The organism is Solwaraspora sp. WMMA2101, from assembly GCF_049179175.1.
Lineage (GTDB): Bacteria > Actinomycetota > Actinomycetes > Mycobacteriales > Micromonosporaceae > Micromonospora_E.
In genome coordinates this window covers 2888081-2903425 of the sequence record NZ_JBMHMA010000006.1, presented here as the reverse complement: position 1 = coordinate 2903425, position 15345 = coordinate 2888081, and the positions used below count along the sequence as shown (strand labels likewise).

The 15345-nt window shown below is 70.2% G+C and carries 18 protein-coding genes, 1 tRNA gene and 1 other RNA gene; 14 read left to right on the top strand and 6 right to left on the bottom strand.

Annotated elements, in window-relative coordinates; all coding sequences use genetic code 11:
• Positions 1 to 105: 105 nt before the first annotated feature.
• Both ACN28F_RS14030 and ACN28F_RS14025 read left to right on the top strand, forming a co-directional pair.
• Positions 106 to 363, top strand: coding sequence for a type II toxin-antitoxin system Phd/YefM family antitoxin (locus ACN28F_RS14030; protein WP_289208382.1), 258 nt, complete (start codon positions 106 to 108; stop codon positions 361 to 363).
• Positions 360 to 620, top strand: a complete 261-nt coding sequence (locus tag ACN28F_RS14025; protein WP_289208381.1) for a Txe/YoeB family addiction module toxin — start codon at positions 360 to 362, stop codon at positions 618 to 620. The genes ACN28F_RS14030 and ACN28F_RS14025 overlap by 4 nt, the downstream gene beginning before the upstream one ends.
• Before the next feature lie 64 nt (positions 621 to 684).
• On the opposite strand, the gene ACN28F_RS14020 is transcribed toward ACN28F_RS14025, so the two are convergent.
• The gene (locus ACN28F_RS14020; protein WP_421358122.1) at positions 685 to 1566 is read right to left on the bottom strand and encodes a LysR family transcriptional regulator ArgP; all 882 of its coding nucleotides are present in this window, start codon (positions 1564 to 1566) and stop codon (positions 685 to 687) included.
• Positions 1567 to 1650: 84 nt separating this feature from the next.
• Here ACN28F_RS14020 and ACN28F_RS14015 point away from each other — a divergent pair, with 84 nt between their 5' ends.
• Entirely contained in the window at positions 1651 to 2244 is a 594-nt protein-coding gene (locus tag ACN28F_RS14015; protein WP_289208379.1) for a LysE/ArgO family amino acid transporter, read from the top strand.
• A gap of 110 nt (positions 2245 to 2354) precedes the next feature.
• Positions 2355 to 3941: an LLM class flavin-dependent oxidoreductase gene (locus ACN28F_RS14010; protein WP_421358120.1), complete on the top strand. Its 1587-nt coding sequence runs from the start codon at positions 2355 to 2357 to the stop codon at positions 3939 to 3941.
• Here the strand turns inward: ACN28F_RS14010 and ACN28F_RS14005 are convergent.
• Positions 3928 to 4674 carry a maleylpyruvate isomerase family mycothiol-dependent enzyme gene (locus ACN28F_RS14005; protein ID WP_421358118.1) on the bottom strand — a complete coding sequence of 249 codons (747 nt, stop codon included), beginning with the start codon at positions 4672 to 4674 and terminating at the stop codon, positions 3928 to 3930. The two genes, ACN28F_RS14010 and ACN28F_RS14005, sit on opposite strands and share 14 nt — an antisense overlap.
• Positions 4675 to 5281: 607 nt before the next feature.
• On the opposite strand from ACN28F_RS14005, the gene ACN28F_RS14000 reads away from it, so the two are divergent.
• Together ACN28F_RS14000 and ACN28F_RS13995 are read left to right on the top strand one after the other, a co-directional pair.
• Positions 5282 to 5803 (top strand): SigE family RNA polymerase sigma factor, encoded by a 522-nt coding sequence (locus ACN28F_RS14000; RefSeq protein ID WP_421358116.1) that lies wholly within the window; start codon positions 5282 to 5284, stop codon positions 5801 to 5803.
• Complete coding sequence (locus ACN28F_RS13995) at positions 5800 to 6285, top strand: hypothetical protein (protein WP_421358114.1); 486 nt, start codon at positions 5800 to 5802, stop codon at positions 6283 to 6285. The genes ACN28F_RS14000 and ACN28F_RS13995 overlap by 4 nt, the downstream gene beginning before the upstream one ends.
• Positions 6286 to 6430: 145 nt before the next feature.
• On the opposite strand, the gene ACN28F_RS13990 is transcribed toward ACN28F_RS13995, so the two are convergent.
• From ACN28F_RS13990 to ACN28F_RS13980, 3 genes are read right to left on the bottom strand one after another with little or no spacing between them, the layout of a single operon-like run.
• Complete coding sequence (locus tag ACN28F_RS13990; protein ID WP_289208375.1) at positions 6431 to 6622, bottom strand: hypothetical protein; 192 nt, start codon at positions 6620 to 6622, stop codon at positions 6431 to 6433.
• A 10-nt stretch (positions 6623 to 6632) separates the two neighbouring features.
• On the bottom strand, positions 6633 to 7181 hold the full coding sequence (locus ACN28F_RS13985; RefSeq protein ID WP_421361397.1) for a cysteine hydrolase: 549 nt from the start codon (positions 7179 to 7181) through the stop codon (positions 6633 to 6635).
• A 4-nt stretch (positions 7182 to 7185) separates the two neighbouring features.
• A complete protein-coding gene (locus ACN28F_RS13980) occupies positions 7186 to 8352 on the bottom strand; it encodes a hypothetical protein (protein ID WP_421358112.1) in 1167 nt (388 codons plus the stop codon).
• A 261-nt stretch (positions 8353 to 8613) separates the two neighbouring features.
• On the opposite strand from ACN28F_RS13980, the gene ACN28F_RS13975 reads away from it, so the two are divergent.
• The 3 genes from ACN28F_RS13975 to ACN28F_RS13965 all read left to right on the top strand — a co-directional run bounded on the left by ACN28F_RS13975 (position 8614) and on the right by ACN28F_RS13965 (position 9437).
• The gene (locus ACN28F_RS13975) at positions 8614 to 8748 is read left to right on the top strand and encodes a hypothetical protein (protein ID WP_421358110.1); all 135 of its coding nucleotides are present in this window, start codon (positions 8614 to 8616) and stop codon (positions 8746 to 8748) included.
• 145 nt (positions 8749 to 8893) lie between these two features.
• Entirely contained in the window at positions 8894 to 9184 is a 291-nt protein-coding gene (locus tag ACN28F_RS13970) for a hypothetical protein (protein WP_421358108.1), read from the top strand.
• A 1-nt stretch (position 9185) separates the two neighbouring features.
• A complete protein-coding gene (locus ACN28F_RS13965) occupies positions 9186 to 9437 on the top strand; it encodes a hypothetical protein (protein WP_421358106.1) in 252 nt (83 codons plus the stop codon).
• Between the two features lie 111 nt (positions 9438 to 9548).
• Here the strand turns inward: ACN28F_RS13965 and ACN28F_RS13960 are convergent.
• Positions 9549 to 9633 (bottom strand) — tRNA-Ser (locus ACN28F_RS13960).
• Between the two features lie 87 nt (positions 9634 to 9720).
• Here ACN28F_RS13960 and ffs point away from each other — a divergent pair.
• The 5 genes from ffs (at position 9721) to ACN28F_RS13935 (ending at position 15337) form a co-directional block, all read left to right on the top strand.
• An RNA gene (gene ffs, locus ACN28F_RS13955) (signal recognition particle sRNA small type) lies at positions 9721 to 9811 on the top strand.
• A 234-nt stretch (positions 9812 to 10045) separates the two neighbouring features.
• The gene (locus ACN28F_RS13950) at positions 10046 to 12409 is read left to right on the top strand and encodes a DNA polymerase III subunit gamma and tau (protein WP_421358104.1); all 2364 of its coding nucleotides are present in this window, start codon (positions 10046 to 10048) and stop codon (positions 12407 to 12409) included.
• Positions 12410 to 12522: 113 nt separating this feature from the next.
• A complete protein-coding gene (locus ACN28F_RS13945; RefSeq protein WP_282229515.1) occupies positions 12523 to 12831 on the top strand; it encodes a YbaB/EbfC family nucleoid-associated protein in 309 nt (102 codons plus the stop codon).
• Between the two features lie 12 nt (positions 12832 to 12843).
• A complete protein-coding gene (gene recR / locus ACN28F_RS13940; RefSeq protein WP_289208367.1) occupies positions 12844 to 13437 on the top strand; it encodes a recombination mediator RecR in 594 nt (197 codons plus the stop codon).
• Positions 13438 to 13675: 238 nt separating this feature from the next.
• Positions 13676 to 15337, top strand: a complete 1662-nt coding sequence (locus tag ACN28F_RS13935; protein WP_289208366.1) for an ABC transporter substrate-binding protein — start codon at positions 13676 to 13678, stop codon at positions 15335 to 15337.
• Positions 15338 to 15345 lie beyond the last annotated feature (8 nt).

Genomic DNA, 15345 nt, shown 5'->3' with positions numbered 1-15345 from the left:
ACGTCCGGCAGTCCAGGAGGACCAGCCGGGCGTTTTGCCTGTCGGTCTCAGTCCTGGTCTCAGTGCAATGACTGGTACCATTTACGGTACGAGTTTGGGGGTGCCATGACCGAGGCGATCACCGCGAGCGAGGCGCGCAAGACCCTGTTCCCGCTCATCGAGCGGGTCAACGAGGACCACACGCCGGTGGAGATCGTCTCCAAGCGCGGCAACGCGGTCCTGGTCAGCAAGGAAGACTGGGATTCGATCATGGAAACCAACTACCTGCTTCGATCCCCCGCCAACGCGAAGCGTCTCGTGGAGAGTGTCGAGCAGTGGCGCGCGGGTAAGGCCCGGGAACGCGATCTGGGCCCCGAAGAGTGAAGCTGAGCTGGACGGACCACGCCTGGGACGACTACCTGTACTGGCAGACCCAGGACCGCAAGACCCTCAAGCGGATCAACGCGCTGATCTCCGACATCAAACGAGACCCCGACGGGCCGGGCATCGGCAAGCCCGAGTTGCTCCGGAACAACCTCGCCGGACTCCGGTCGCGTCGTATCGACGACGAGCATCGCCTGGTGTACGCCGTCGAGCCGGGCGAGGTCACGATCATCTCCTGCCGTTACCACTATGGATAGTCGGCTCGCCGCATCCTGCCGCTGAGGAGACCTGACCGCGATCGGGCGAGGTCGGTGCGGGCCGTCAGTGCAGTGCGGTGCCGGCGGCGGCCCGGACCGCCGCCGTGAGCGCCGACAGCACTGTGGACTCCAGACGCCAGTACTGCCAGTACAGCGGCACGTCGATGTGGTGTCCGGCGGCGACCTCGACCAGCCGGCCGGCGGCGATGTCGGGCCGGGCGATGTCCTCGGGGACGAGGCCCCAGCCGAGGCCGAGTCGGATCGCCTCGGTGAAACTGGCCGACGCCGGCACCGAGTGCGTCGGTGGGTCGAGGTCGCGGCCGGTGACGGCGCGGACGAAGCGGTGCTGCAGGGTGTCCTTGCGGTTGAACCGGAGCATCGGGGCGGTCGCGAACGCCGTGGCGAGGTCGCCGTCGGCGAACCACACCGGGTACCGGTCGGGCGCGGCGACGGCGAGGTAGCGCATCGCGCCGAGCCGGTGCACCCGGCAGCCCTGGACGGCGACCCGTTCGGTGGTGACCGCCGCCATCACCGTCCCGGCGCGCAACAGCTGCGCGGTGTGCCCCTCGTCGTCGGTGTGCACTTCGAAGATCACGTCGGGCAGGGTGGTGAGGACCGGCAGGAACCAGCCGGCGAGGGAATCGGCGTTGACGACGACGGCTACCCGGGTGCGGGACGGCCCGTCGAGTACGCCGCGTGCGGCGCGCAGCGCCTCGTGCTCCAGCAGCGCGATCTGGCCGCCGAGGCGGACCAGGGGCAGCCCGGCGGCGGTCGGCGCGCACGGTCGGGTCCGCTGGACGAGGACCTGACCGACGACCTGCTCCAGCGCCTTGATGCGTTGGCTGACCGCCGACGGTGTGACGTGCAGGACCTGTGCGGCCGTGTCGAAGCTGCCGTGCGCCACGACCGCCTGGAAGGTCGCGAGCTGGACCGGGTCGAGTGGCATGAGCAGACCTAACATAAGCGAGATTCACCGTACGGAAGAAACTTTAGCTGGAGTGCAGGACGTCGCCGCCCTAGCGTTCGCCACATGGGTTCCGTGTTCGCCGGGTTCGGCCTCTCCCTCGCGCTGATCGTCGCCATCGGGGCGCAGAACGCGTTCGTGCTGCGCCAAGGGCTGCGCCGGGAACACGTACTGCCGGTCGTGCTTACCTGCGCGACAACCGACGCGGTCCTGATGGCCGCCGGCATCGCCGGCCTCGGCGCGGTGCTGACCGCGGCCCCCGCGATCCTGACGGCCGTCCGCTGGGGCGGCGCGGCGTTCCTGCTCGGCTACGCGGCGCTCGCCGCCCGGCGCGCCCTGCGGCCCGGCGACCTCACCCCACTGGACCGGCCGCCGGCGACGCTGCGCGCCACACTGCTGACCTGCCTGGCGTTCACCCTGCTCAACCCGCACGTCTACCTGGACACGGTGGTGCTGGTCGGCGCGGTCGCCCAGCAGTACCCGAGCCGGTGGGCGTTCGGCACAGGGGCGGCGGCGGCGAGCCTGCTGTGGTTCGCCGGGCTGGGTCTCGGTGCCCGCTGGTTGGCGCCGTTGCTCGCCCGCCCGGTCGCGTGGCGGGTGCTGGACGCGTCGATCGCCGTGGTGATGGTGGTCCTCGCGGTGTCGCTGCTCCTCGGCTGACGCCCACTGGCGGTCAGCCGGACTGGTGATCCTGGCCACTGTCGGGCAGGTCCCGGCCGCGTCGACCGTTCCGCAGGACGATCCTGTCGCGGATCGAGGGGGGCGAGAAAATGACCGACTACGGGCACGATCTGCTGTTCGGTACGTTCGTCACACCGGTCGCCGCACAGGCCGACCAGGTGGTGGCGCTGGCCCAACTCACCGAAGAGGTCGGCCTCGACCTGGTGACCGTGCAGGACCACCCGTACCAGGCCCGGTTCCTGGACACCTGGACGCTGCTGTCGGTGATCGCCGCCCGCACCAACCGGGTACGGGTCGCGCCGAACGTGGCCAACCTGCCGTTGCGCCAACCCGCCGTACTGGCCCGCAGCGCGGCCACCCTGGACCTGCTGACCGGCGGCCGGGTCGAGCTGGGCCTGGGCGCGGGCGCGTTCTGGGACGCCATCGCCGCGATGGGCGGCGGCCGACTCACCCCCGGGCAGAGCGTCCAGGCGCTGGAGGAGGCCATCGCGATCATCCGGGGGATCTGGGCGGTCGACGGCGGATCGGTGAAGGTCGACGGCACCCACCACCGGGTCCGGGGTGTCCATCCCGGGCCGGCACCCGCCCACGACATCGGCATCTGGCTGGGCGCGTACAAAAAGCGGATGCTGACCGTCACCGGCCGGCTCGCCGACGGCTGGCTGCCGAGCAGCCCGTACGCGCCGCTGGAGCAACTGCCGGCGATGAACGCGGTGATCGACGACGCGGCCCACGACGCCGGCCGCGACCCGGCCGCCGTCCGCCGGCTCTACAACATCGCCGGATCCTTCGGCCGGGGCAGCGACTTCCTCACCGGGTCGCCGGCGGACTGGGCCGAGCAGTTGGCCGAGCTGACCCTGCGGGACGGCGTCAGCGGATACATCCTGACCAGCGACGACCCGGACATGATCCGGCGGTTCGCCGCCGAGGTGGCCCCGGCGGTGCGCGACCTGGTCGCCGCCGGCCGGTCCGCCGCCGCAGCCCCGGCGGCGAGCAGTCCGGCCCCGGCCGCCACGATGGCTCCGGCGGAAGCGCCGGCCCCGGCCGTGAGCAGCCCGGCCGCGTCGGCGGCTGCGGCCGCCGCCGGGATCACCCCGACCCCGGACGACGGGGTACGGCTCAGCGACGAGCGCCTCTGGGACGAGTCGACCCGGCCGACCGCACCCGCGCCCGACCCGACCCTGCGGTACAGCCCCGCCCAGCGGGCGGCCGGCCAGCACCTGATCGACGTACACGATCATCTGCGCAGCGAGTTGCGGACGGTGCGGGACCTGATCGGCCAGGTCGCCGCTGGCAGCATCAGCGCCGGCGGCGCCCGCGCCCACATCAACACGATGACGATGCGGCAGAACAACTGGACGCTCGGCGCCTACTGCGAGTCGTACTGCCGGGTGGTCACCACCCACCACACCATCGAGGACATCAGCATGCTGCCGCAGCTGCGCCGCGCCGACCCCGGCCTGGCGCCGGTGGTCGACCGGCTCGCCGAGGAGCACCACGTGATCCACGACGTGCTGGAGCGGGTCGACCGGGCGTTGGTCGCCCTGGTCAGCGAACCGGACCGGATCGGCGAGGTGCAGGCCGCCGTCGACCTGCTGACCGACACCCTGCTGTCGCACCTGTCGTACGAGGAACGCGAACTGGTCGAGCCGTTGGCGCGGTTCAGCCAGGGGTGAGCGGCGGCGCGACCGCCGCCCGGGTCCGCCGGTCCGCCGGCGGCGGGTCGATCAGGACCTGGCCGGCCATCGTCAGCCGGCGCACCGGGTGGAACTTGGGCCGGTCGCCGAGGACCCGGGCACGCAGGACCGGTACGCCGTCGCCGTCGAGCTCGTCCCAGCCGGCGTCGCGGCCACTCATGGTCAGCAGCAGCGCCTCCGCCGGGCCGCGTACCGGGGCACCCTGCCCGATCCGCCACCCGGTGTCGGTGGCGACCAGCTCCAGCCCGCGCAGTTGCGGCCCACGCGAGTAACCCAGGGCCGGATGGTGCGCCAGATGGTGGAAGGCCACCCAGCGGGACTCCTCGGGCGCGTCCCGGGGGATCCCCAACGGCCGGCGGATGTCCAGGTCGTGCAGTACGGCGTCAGTGAGTACCGGGTCGAAGCCGGAACGAGGGATCGTGGTGCGTGCCCCGGCCCGCCGGTGCAACGTCCCGACGAGTTCGGCGATCGGTCGTCGGGCGGCCCAGCGGGTGAGCGTCACGTTGATCCGGTCGATGTCGGCGGCCGTGGCGACGATCCCCAGATAGAGCTTGACCTGCCCGAACCTCAGGTAGGTGGTCAGGTGCGCGGCGACGTCGTGCATGGTCCACCCGGCGCACAGACTCGGCGTACGGAGCTGGTCGGGGGTGAGCCGGCCGAGGGTCGCGGCCAGTGCCTGCCGTTCGCGCACCACCATGTCGTACACCCGCACGCCGTCACGCTACGGCCGTCGCGCCGCCGTCGACGTCTTCGAGGTTGCGGTTCCCGCGCGACGACGATTCCGGCGCGGCGTGCAACCTCCCGCCGCGCAGCCGTGTGGGAAGGGGTGGAAAGGGGCCGGCAGCCGCCGGTCCGACCGCCAAGGAGGCCGTTTTGTCGAAGAAGCCTGTCGTGTTCGCGTTGCTAGGGGTCGCTGCCGCCCTGGTCTACGCGGTGCCGGCGATCGCCGCGATGTCCTCCGAGTCATCCGAGCCGCAGCCACGGCCGACTGTCACGGCCGTACCGGCTCCTGCGGTGTCTGCCCCGCCGGCTGAGAGTCCGGTCCCGGCGGTGCCGGCTCCGCCGGCGGAGAGTCCGGTCCCGGCTGAGTCGGCTCCGCCGGTGGCGATTGAGGCCACGCCGCCGCCGGCCGAGGACGTACCGATCGCGCCGACTGTCTCTCCAGTCCCGGCGGTGGAGGCGTCACCACCGCCGGTTGCGGAGCCGGTCCCAGCGGCACCGACGGCAGTTCCCGCGAAGTAGCCGGTCAGGTCCGAGTCGGGGGACCATCGCACCGGATCCGTCGCAGGTCCCCCTGTTCCTGAGGAGAAGCGCTGCCGTTGACGAACGGTTCGCATGAAGAGGACGCCGGGTTTAGCGAGTACGTCGCGACCCACGCAGAGCAGGTGCGCTTCACCGCGTACCTGCTCTGCGGCGACTGGCACGAGGCGGAGGACCTGGCGCAGGCGGCGTTCGTCCGTCTGTACCTGGCGTGGGAGCGCGTCGACCGGACCGAGCCCATCAACGCATACGTACGGAAGATCGTCACCCGTACCTATCTGAACGAGCGGCGCAGGCTGTGGCGCAAGCTGGAACGGCTGACCAGCGCACCTCCCGAGCCGCTGGCCGAGTCGCCGCCCGCTCCGGAGCAACGGATGCTGATCATGTGGGCGCTCGCCAAGGTGCCGAAGCGGCAGCGGGCCGCGCTGGTGCTGCGGTACTGGGAGGACCTGAGCCTGGTCGAGGCCGCCGAAGCACTGGGCTGCTCGGTTGGCACGGTGAAGAGCCAATGCGCCCGTGGGTTGCAGCGGATGCGTGAACTTCTGCCCGACGACGTGGCCATAGGGGGGCGAAGCCTGTGAACGAGTCCGACTTGACCTCGGCGTTCATCGAGGTCCGGGCGGCCGCCGCGCCGCCGCACCGGCTGACACCGCAAGCTCTGATCGCCGCCGGACAGCAGGCACGCCGCCGCCGTCGGATCGCCACGACGGCCGGCAGCGGGCTGGCCGTACTCGTGGTCGTCACCCTGGGCATCGGTACGGTGAACGCGTTGTCGTCCGGTCGGCACGAGGCTCCTCCGATCGAACCGGGCTACTCGTCGCCGACCGCCGTACCGGAGCCGCCGGTGCCTGCCACGCCGGCCCCGACATTCACTCCGGCACCGGACCACCCGCCGACCCCGGCCGTACCCGACTCGCCGCGTGCGCCGGCCTCGTCCCCCGGCGGGCCGGCGATCGACATCTCTCCGTCGGCGGACCCGGCGGTGCCGGTGGAACCGGAGCCGGGTGTTTCGGCCACTGCGGAGGAGTCCTTGCCCGACCCGCCGAACGCGGCACCCCGCTGACCCTGCGACCAACTCTGCCGGCCCCGAGCCGTGATCCACGGCGTCTCTTCGACCCGACACGCCGGGGCCCGGTCAGCTGGAGCGCTGTGGATCATGGTGCGTTGTCCGCTGTCAGCGCGTGGCCGACCAGGTACGTCGGGAATCGCTAAAGCGCTTCTTCTTGGAACGGCCGGTTCTGTTTGATCCACGCGACGACTTCTTCGCGTGCCCAGATCCGGCCGACGGTGAGCGTATCGAGTGGTTTCGGAAAGTCTGGCCGGTTGACGATGGTCTGGGTGCGCTGACGGCTGATGCCGCCCATGAGCGCCTGAATCTCGCTCAAAGCCACCAGTCTCATGCTGCGCACGCTACGCCAGGGTAACCAGTGATGAGGGGATGCTGTCCCGCATGATCACCTGTCCAGGTCCGATGAAGCGGCGGACTACGAGGAGTCCCGCAGTGTGTGCCTCGAAGCCTGCATGGCTAGCACACGCATCAGCAATCAACCACGGGGTAAGGCCTCGTTCGAAGGCGTCCACTGCACCCTTCAGGACGCAGCTTTCGGTGGCAATTCCACAGAAATATGGCTCTGTCCACCCACGCTGTTGGAACAACTTGTCGCCCTCGTCGGTGAACGGGCTGTAAATGAGTTTGTCGAGCACGACTCCGTGCTCGACGTACGGCGCCAACTCGGACACAATATTTGTTTCGGGTTCGTCTTGCAGTCTCCGCCAGCCGAAGAAGCGCTCAAAAGGGCTGCCCGGATAGTTCAGGTATCTGGTGAACAGAGTGTCGCCGCCGGTTGCCTGCCAACGGTGCACCAGGTCGGTAACGATGGGAACGATGTGTGCTGACTGCTCACGCACGAAGCCGTTCTGCATGTCGGTCACGACGAGCACGGGGCGACCCGCTGTCATTGGCTCAACCTCGATCCGTGTCACGGAGGGTTTCAATGGCTTGGTTCAGAGCCGGCATGAGGTCGCAGGTCTGCAGGATTGCTCGACGCATTGCCTGATGCTGCCCGGTCTCCCGTAGCCGGGAAACAGTGAGGCGGGAGCGTACTCCCCGAAGGTAACGCCATCCATGTTCTTGCGGTACCTTCGGATCTCTTCCCCGCTCCACCTGCCGGGCGATCGCGTCGCTGTATGCCCACATGGCCTGAACTGCAAGCTCGCAGGCGACCATCTCGGCTTCAGTCAAGGAACGCTCAGTTGAGATCGGGTGATACACGACTCCGGACCATGAGGCGTAACCCACCGAGACCCCAGGCACGCCGAACGATTCGATGCCTACATGGTCGTATGCCTCAGAAAGCAACGACTGCTCAACCAGTTCGGCGTGAGCGAGGTGTTCGTCGTCCAGAGCGCGATCACGGTGCAACAGTACTTTCGGGGTCGTCATGATTCGTAGCGCGGCATCCAGCAGATCTGCCGGCCACGCTGGCTCAGTAACCCAATGAGCGCCAAGGACGTAGATCGCGGACTCGTCCTTGGGAGGTGCGATGGGCGCGAGGTAGTCGGCAGCCCATCTGATGTTGTCGCCGTACGACACCTCCCGCCACGCTGCGAGCGCCGCGATCGTGGACAACTCGATGTGCTCGACAAGGTGAAAGATCGCCGACCCGCACGGCCAGACGTACAGCGTGCAGTCGCCCTCCGGATGCTCGACCGGAGTCGAGTAGCAGGTGTGCAACTGACCCTCGGCTGGCGTGCAGCCGGTGGCCTCGCGTAGCAGGGCGGCGCCTTCCGCGCCGACGAACGCTGTCAGGAACTTGTGGGACCGCGCGGTGAAGTAAGGCCGGTCCTCGGCGCTGCCGGCCAGTTCGCCGAACAGGTCATGGGGCTTTGCGTCGTACGCCAGGCAGTAGAGCTGGCGGTAGATAGGGTCGGTGACCGAAACGCGCCCGGTCTCGTGCCGGTACATCGCCTTCTCGATGGCCTCGACCGTCGGTGTCTCGCGAATGCCGTGCTGTTGACCTACCCGGTGTAGCTCGCGCGCTGCGCGCTTACGGGACTCCCAGCCGGCTGCTTTCCGGCGGTTGACCAGTAGGAGGTTGGGCTTGAACCGCCGCGGGGCCTCAGCGGACATGGGCCGTGTCCTTCGTGTCCGTACGTAGTACCTGCCCGGATCGCCGCAGGCACGGCAGTCTCATCGGTAGGCAACAAGGTGCTGCCGCAGACGGGAGCCGAGCCCAGTGTCAGTCATCAGGGCAAGCCTACGTCGTACAGATGGTGCCGGGTCGGCCTTGGAGGCATGACGTCGATGGATGAGGATCTCTGGGCTGAATCGGAGCCGAGCACAGACGACGCCGACGTCACCCGTGAGTGCGTGACCGATGAGGCGGCCGACATGGTTCTCACGCTGCGGTGGAGCTACGAGGACTTGAAGGCCGAGCACGGTGAGGTCGGCGCCCGGCGGATTCTCGCCGAGATCCTGACTCGGTGGGAGGCCAACGGTGGTGAGCCGGTGTCGCTCGACGACTGACGACGCGGGATCGCTCGAAGTCGTCCATCTGAAAGGAGTTCATCGATGTGGAGTATCGGTGCGCTGTTCGGGACGGCGTTGCTCGGCTTCTGCGCGGGGCTGTGGTCGTTCAAGGTGAAGTCGCGGTGGTGTCCGGTCTGCGGGTGTGCGACGTACCCGATGGCGGATCGGTGTGGCGGGTAGCCGGCTGCTCCGCACGCCGGAGCCGAAGCCGGGCGACGTCCTGGTGGTCGGCCGTGAGGCCAGCATGCAGTTCGCCGGTGACCGGGCACTGAGGTTCCGGGTCATCTCGGTCGACCGGAAGCCGACGTACGAAGGCTGGGCGTGGGTGACCGGGTACGTGATCGACAGATTCGGGGACGCCGCCGAACGGCGGGAGATATTCGTGCAACGCCGAGGGCTCTACCGGCTGCCCCGGCGCGAACAACGACCGTGAAGTGGAGAGAGCAGTGATCGTCGAGATGCTTCGTGAGCTGGTGTTGCGGTGGCGGGAGTGGCGGGACGGGCGGTCGGTGGCGTCGAAGCGGCTGGCGAGGCTGGCCCAGGAGCGGTCGGCGGCGCGGCATCGGAGATTGGAAGGCAACCGGGGTCACCGCTGGTCGTCGGAGCCGACGGTGCTCACTCCGACCCTGCGTCCGCTGATGACCTACGGCCAGCGGCTCGGCTACCGCGTACCGGCGAGACTGTGATCTGACCCGGCGGCCGGGTCGGACGCCGAACTTCCGGACCAAGAGGCGTACGAACGCCGCTGGCCGGTCCCCTCAGGGGACCGGCCAGCGGCGTTGTGGCTGCTCAGTGAGCGGAGGATACGAGATTCGAACTCGTGAGGGTGTTAACCCAACACGCTTTCCAAGCGTGCGCCCTAGGCCTCTAGGCGAATCCTCCGTGCGACAGGATACAGGCCGCGGTCGCTACGGCCACGGCGGGCCGGGGTCGCCGGCGGCCGGGTGCCGCCCGGGGTAGAGTGGTCGCAACCCCTCGTGCGGCGTGCATCTCGTGAACCTCCCCAGGGCCGGAAGGCAGCAAGGATAAGCGGGCTCTGGCGGGTGCACGGGGGGCCCTTTCGTTTCCGGGCCAGGCACTGCGGCCATGAGCACGCCAGCGCCCTGGCACGCCCAGGACCCTGGCACGTCGTTGGCCTGGTAATCGCCAGTTTGACATGACAGCCTGACAGGCGCCCACGACGGGCGACGCCCGTCGGCGTCGGGCACCGGCGGGGCCGGGGTGGCAGCGGCCGGGCCGGCCGCGCAGAATGGCCCCCGGCGCAGCACGGCACGGTCGAAAGGAGGCGGCGAGGGTGGCTCTGGCGCTCTACCGCAAGTACCGGCCGAGGACGTTCGCCGAGGTCATCGGCCAGGAGCACGTCACCGAGCCGTTGTCGCAGGCGCTGCGGACCGGCCGGCTCAACCACGCGTACCTCTTCTCCGGGCCGCGCGGCTGCGGCAAGACCTCCAGCGCCCGGATCCTGGCCCGGTCGCTCAACTGCGAGCAGGGGCCGACGCCCGAGCCGTGCGGTACGTGTGACTCGTGCCGCGCGCTCGCCGCCGACGGTGGTGGCTCGATCGACGTGATCGAGATCGACGCGGCCAGCCACGGCGGTGTCGACGACGCCCGCGAGCTGCGCGAACGGGCCTTCTTCGCGCCGGCCAGCAGCCGGTTCAAGATCTACGTCATCGACGAGGCGCACATGGTCTCGTCGGCCGGCTTCAACGCCCTGCTCAAGCTGGTCGAGGAGCCACCGGAGTACGTCAAGTTCATCTTCGCCACCACCGAGCCGGAGAAGGTCCTCGGCACCATCAAGTCGCGGACCCACCACTACCCGTTCCGGCTGATCCCGCCGGGGGTGCTGCGGCCGTACCTGGAGCAGCTCTGCTCGGCCGAGGGTGTCAAGGTCGACCCGGCGGTCTTCCCGCTGGTGGTGCGGGCCGGCGGCGGCAGCGCCCGGGACAGCCTGTCGGTGCTCGACCAGTTGATCGCCGGAGCCGGCCCGGAAGGGGTCAGCTACCCGCGTGCCGTGGCGCTGCTCGGCGTCACCGACAGCGCCCTGCTGGACGAGATGTGCGACGCGCTGGCCGCCGGTGACGGGGCCGCCGCGTACGCGACCGTCGACCGGGTCGCCGAGGCCGGGCACGATCCGCGCCGGTTCGCCTCGGACCTGCTGGAGCGGCTGCGGGATCTGATCGTGCTGCAGCAGGTGCCCGACGCGGTGAGCAAGGGCCTGATCGACGGCCCGACGGACCAGATCGAGCGGATGACGGCCCAGGCCGAGCGGCTCGGGTCGGCGACGCTGTCGCGGTGCGCCGACATCGTGCACAACGGGCTGGTCGAGATGCGCGGCACGACCGCCCCCCGGCTGCTGCTGGAGCTGGTCTGCGCCCGGATGCTGCTGCCCGGTGCCGAGGACTCGACCGGGGCGTTGCTGCAGCGCCTCGAACGGATGGAGCGGCGGCTCGCGGCCGGCGTACCGGCCGGGGGTGTCGACCTGACGGCGGTGCCGCAGGCTGCGGTCCCGGCCGCACCACCGGCGTCGGTCGCGCCACCTGCCGCAGCGCCGTCCGCCGCAGTACCGGCACCACCGGCGTCCGCCGCACCGGCGGCTGCGGAGCCGGCCCCGGCACCTGCCGAACCGCCGCGCCGACCGGTCGCACCGGAGGCGGTGATGCCGGATCCGGCGATCCCCGACCCGGTGCCCGCGCCGGCCGTGCCGGGGGCGCTCGACGCCGCCGGGGTCCGGCGGGCCTGGGACCAGATTCTCGCGATGGTCGGCAACCGCAGCAAGCGGGCCGCCGCCGTGGTCCGGGAGGCGACGGTACGCGAGGTGGCCGGCGACACCCTGGTGCTGACGTTCCGGCACAGCGTGCACGCCACGATGCTCTCCGCCTCGCCCGACCTGCTGCTCGAAGCGATCTACGAGACCCTCGGGGTGCGGTGGCAGATCCGCTGCGAGACCGCCGGTGGCGCGGCCGGGCCGGCCCGGTCCGCTGCGGCGCGCCCGGCGACCCCGCCCGCCGTCCCCGCTCCGGCTCCGACTCCGCAGCGCAGCGCGGCGGCCAGCGCCGCCCGGGCTGCGGCCGGTGGCGGTCAGTTCGGCGCGGGCGGATCGGCGCAGCGGCCGACGGCCTCCGGTGGCGACGACACGGACTGGCCGGAGGCGGCGCAACCCGGTGGCGGTCAGGCGGCGGCCGGTGGTTCCGCCGGGACCGGGTCGGCTACGGCCGGCCACGGGTCCGCAACGCCGGCCGGTGCAGGGGCGAGCGGCCCCGCCGGTGCGGGGGCGGCCGGCAACGGGTCCGCCGCGCGTACCAATGGGGTCGGTCCGGGTGGCCACGGCGCGCGCCGGCCGGTCGGCGGTGACGGCGGCGCGTGGTCCGACGGGTCTCCGGCGGAGGAGCCGCCGTACGACCCGGACTACGACGGACCGCTGCGCCGGGGATCCGGTGGGTCGGCCGCCGGGCAGCGGACGGCACCCGCCTCGGGGCAGACGTCGGGTCAGGCGTCGGGCCGGCCGACCGCCGCCTACGAGGGTTTCGACCCGGGTGACGAGCCGCTCGACGAGATCGTCGACGAGAAGACCGCCCGGCAGAGCAGCGAGGAGCAGGCGATGCAGCTGCTGCGGCAGACGTTGGGCGCCGAGAAGATCGGCGAGATCGACGCGCGCTAGGCGGTCGCGTCGTGCCAGCCGCCGCCGGGCCGGATCGACGGGCTAGGCTGGGCGGCGGCCCAAGCCAGCCATGACGAAGGAGCGGTGCCGTGCGCCCCGGTGGACAGCCCAACCTGCAGCAGATGATGAAGCAGGCGCAGAAGATGCAGCAGCAGATGGCGACCGCCCAGGCTGAGCTGGCCGAGGCGGAGGTGACCGGTACGGCGGGCGGCGGCCTGGTCACGGTGACCCTGTCCGGCATCGGCGAGATGCGCTCGGTCAAGATCGACCCGAGGGCGGTGGATCCGGACGACGTGGAGACGTTGGAGGATCTGGTGCTCGCGGCGGTCCGCAGCGCCAACGACGAGGTGCGCAAGCTGACCGAGGAGAAGATGGGCCCGGTCACGGGTGGCCTCGGCGGTCTCGGCCTGCCGGGTTTCTGAGCCGTCGCCGGCATGTACGAAGGCGCCATTCAGGATCTGATCGACGAGTTGGGGCGGCTGCCGGGGGTGGGCCCCAAGAGCGCCCAGCGGATCGCGTTCCACATCCTGTCGGCCGATGCGGCGGACATCACCCGGCTGGCCACCGCGCTGCGGCGGGTCAAGGAGCTGGTGCGGTTCTGCACGGTCTGCTTCAACGTGGCGGAGACCGAGCAGTGCCGGATCTGTCGGGACACCCGGCGCGGCGACGACGTGCTCTGTGTGGTCGAGGAACCCAAGGACGTGGTGGCGATCGAGCGGACCGGCGAGTTCCGGGGCCGCTACCACGTGCTCGGCGGGGCGATCAATCCGTTGGAGGGCGTCGGCCCGGACAACCTGCGGATCCGCGAGCTGATGTTGCGGCTGGGCTCGGGCGAGGTCAAGGAGCTGATCCTGGCCACCGACCCCAACACCGAAGGTGAGGCCACGGCCACGTATCTGGCGTTGCTGGTCAAGCCGATGGGGATCGCGGTGTCCAGGCTGGCCAGCGGGCTGCCGGTCGGTGGCGATCTGGAGTACGCCGACGAGATCACCCTGGGCCGGGCCTTCGAGGGCCGTCGGTCGGTCTGACAGCTCGCCGCCGAAACATGCGAAACATGTAACAAGTTGGTATAGCCCAATTTCCGACAAATCTGGCCTATCATCTCCCGTGGAGGGTCTGACCGCCGCTGTCGGGACAGTTAAGACACGATCCGGTACCAACCGCGTTCCGGCCGGTTTCCGGCCGCGTCGAACGCCGGCTAAGGTCTCGCCATCGGTGACCCCCGTCACTACGTTGTCCGTACCCAAAGGACGAGGTGAAGCACCCATGCGTGCACCCAGGCCGAAGGCCGCCATCGCGGCCGTCGCGGTCGCGGCGCTGGCCCTTGCCGGCTGTGCCGAGAGCGAGCGCGACGACTCCGGCGAATCCAGCGATGCCACCCTGGTCTTCGGCGTAGCCGGCGACCCGAAGGTCCTCGACCCCAGCTTCGCCAGTGACGGCGAGTCGCTGCGGGTGGCCCGGCAGATATTCGAGACCCTGGTCCGCCCCGAGGAGGGCGGTACGGCCATCTCGCCCGGCCTGGCCGAGACCTGGACCCCGGACGACACCGGTACGGTGTGGACGTTCAAGCTGCGGTCCGGCGTGAAGTTCCACGACGGCACCGACTTCAACGCCGAGGCTGTCTGCGTCAACTTCGACCGCTGGTACAACGCCAAGGGCCTGATGCAGAGCCCGGACGTCACCGCCTACTGGCAGGACGTGATGGGTGGCTTCGCCGCCAACGAGAGCGAAGACCTGCCGGAGAGCCTCTTCAAGTCCTGCAACGCGGTCGACGACACGACCGTGGAGCTGGCCTTCACCCGGGTGTCGAGCAAGATCCCGGCGGCGCTGATGCTGCCGTCGTTCTCGATCCACTCGCCGGCGGCGCTGGAGGAGTACGGCGCCAGCGACGTCACCGGCAGCGCCGACGACATCACCTACCCGGCGTACGCCCTGGAGCACCCGACCGGCACCGGTCCGTACAAGTTCGCGGGCTGGGACATCGCCAACAAGACGCTCACCCTGGAGCGCAACGAGGACTACGCCGGCGACAAGGCCAAGATCAAGACGCTGATCTTCCGGACCATCTCCGACGAGAACGCCCGCAAGCAGGAGCTGCGCACCGGCGGCATCCAGGGCTACGACCTGGTCGGCCCGGCCGACGTGCAGCCGCTCAAGGACGACGGGTTCAACGTTCTGACCCGGCCGGCGTTCAACATCCTCTACCTGGCGATGAACCAGGCCGGCAACCCGGCGCTGGCCGACATCCGGGTCCGGCAGGCGATCGCGCACGCGCTCAACCGCCAGGCGCTGGTCGACTCGAAGCTGCCGCCGGGCGCCGAGGTCGCCACCCAGTTCATCCCGCCGACCGTGGACGGCCACAACCCCGACGTCACCACCTACGACTACGACGTCGAGAAGGCCAAGTCGCTGCTGGCCGAGGCCGGTCACCCGAACCTGACCCTGCGGTTCCACTACCCGACCGAGGTCACCCGGCCGTACATGCCCAACCCGAAGGACATCTTCGAGTTGCTCGCCGCCGACCTTCGCGCGGCCGGCATCACCGTCGAGGCGATCCCGCTGAAGTGGTCGCCGGACTACCTCAACGCCACCACCTCGGGCAACGCACACGACCTGCACCTGCTCGGCTGGACCGGTGACTACGGCGACGCCTACAACTTCATCGGCACCTTCTTCGACCGGCCGAAGGACGAGTGGGGCTACGACAACGCGGACCTGTTCGCGAAGTTCGCCGCCGCCGACGGCACCGCCGACATCGAGGCCCGCTACGAGCTGTACAAGGGCCTCAACGCCGACATCATGGAGTTCCTGCCGGGTGTGCCGATCTCGCACTCGCCGCCGGCGATCGTGTTCGCCGAGGACGTGATCGGGGTGCAGGCCAGCCCGCTCACCGACGAGCGGTTCGCCACCGCCGAGTTCAAGTCCTGACCCACCGA

Bases quoted from the DNA above. Each gene is read 5' to 3' on its own strand.
- ACN28F_RS14030 (WP_289208382.1), top strand. From the start codon at position 106: ATGACCGAGGCGATCACCGCGAGCGAGGCGCGCAAGACCCTGTTCCCG.
- ACN28F_RS14020 (WP_421358122.1), bottom strand. From the start codon at position 1,566: ATGCCACTCGACCCGGTCCAGCTCGCGACCTTCCAGGCGGTCGTGGCG.
- ACN28F_RS14015 (WP_289208379.1), top strand. From the start codon at position 1,651: ATGGGTTCCGTGTTCGCCGGGTTCGGCCTCTCCCTCGCGCTGATCGTC.
- ACN28F_RS14010 (WP_421358120.1), top strand. From the start codon at position 2,355: ATGACCGACTACGGGCACGATCTGCTGTTCGGTACGTTCGTCACACCG.
- ACN28F_RS13990 (WP_289208375.1), bottom strand. From the start codon at position 6,622: ATGAGACTGGTGGCTTTGAGCGAGATTCAGGCGCTCATGGGCGGCATC.
- ACN28F_RS13985 (WP_421361397.1), bottom strand. From the start codon at position 7,181: ATGACAGCGGGTCGCCCCGTGCTCGTCGTGACCGACATGCAGAACGGC.
- ACN28F_RS13980 (WP_421358112.1), bottom strand. From the start codon at position 8,352: ATGTCCGCTGAGGCCCCGCGGCGGTTCAAGCCCAACCTCCTACTGGTC.
- ACN28F_RS13975 (WP_421358110.1), top strand. From the start codon at position 8,614: ATGGTTCTCACGCTGCGGTGGAGCTACGAGGACTTGAAGGCCGAGCAC.
- recR (WP_289208367.1), top strand. From the start codon at position 12,844: ATGTACGAAGGCGCCATTCAGGATCTGATCGACGAGTTGGGGCGGCTG.
- ACN28F_RS13935 (WP_289208366.1), top strand. From the start codon at position 13,676: ATGCGTGCACCCAGGCCGAAGGCCGCCATCGCGGCCGTCGCGGTCGCG.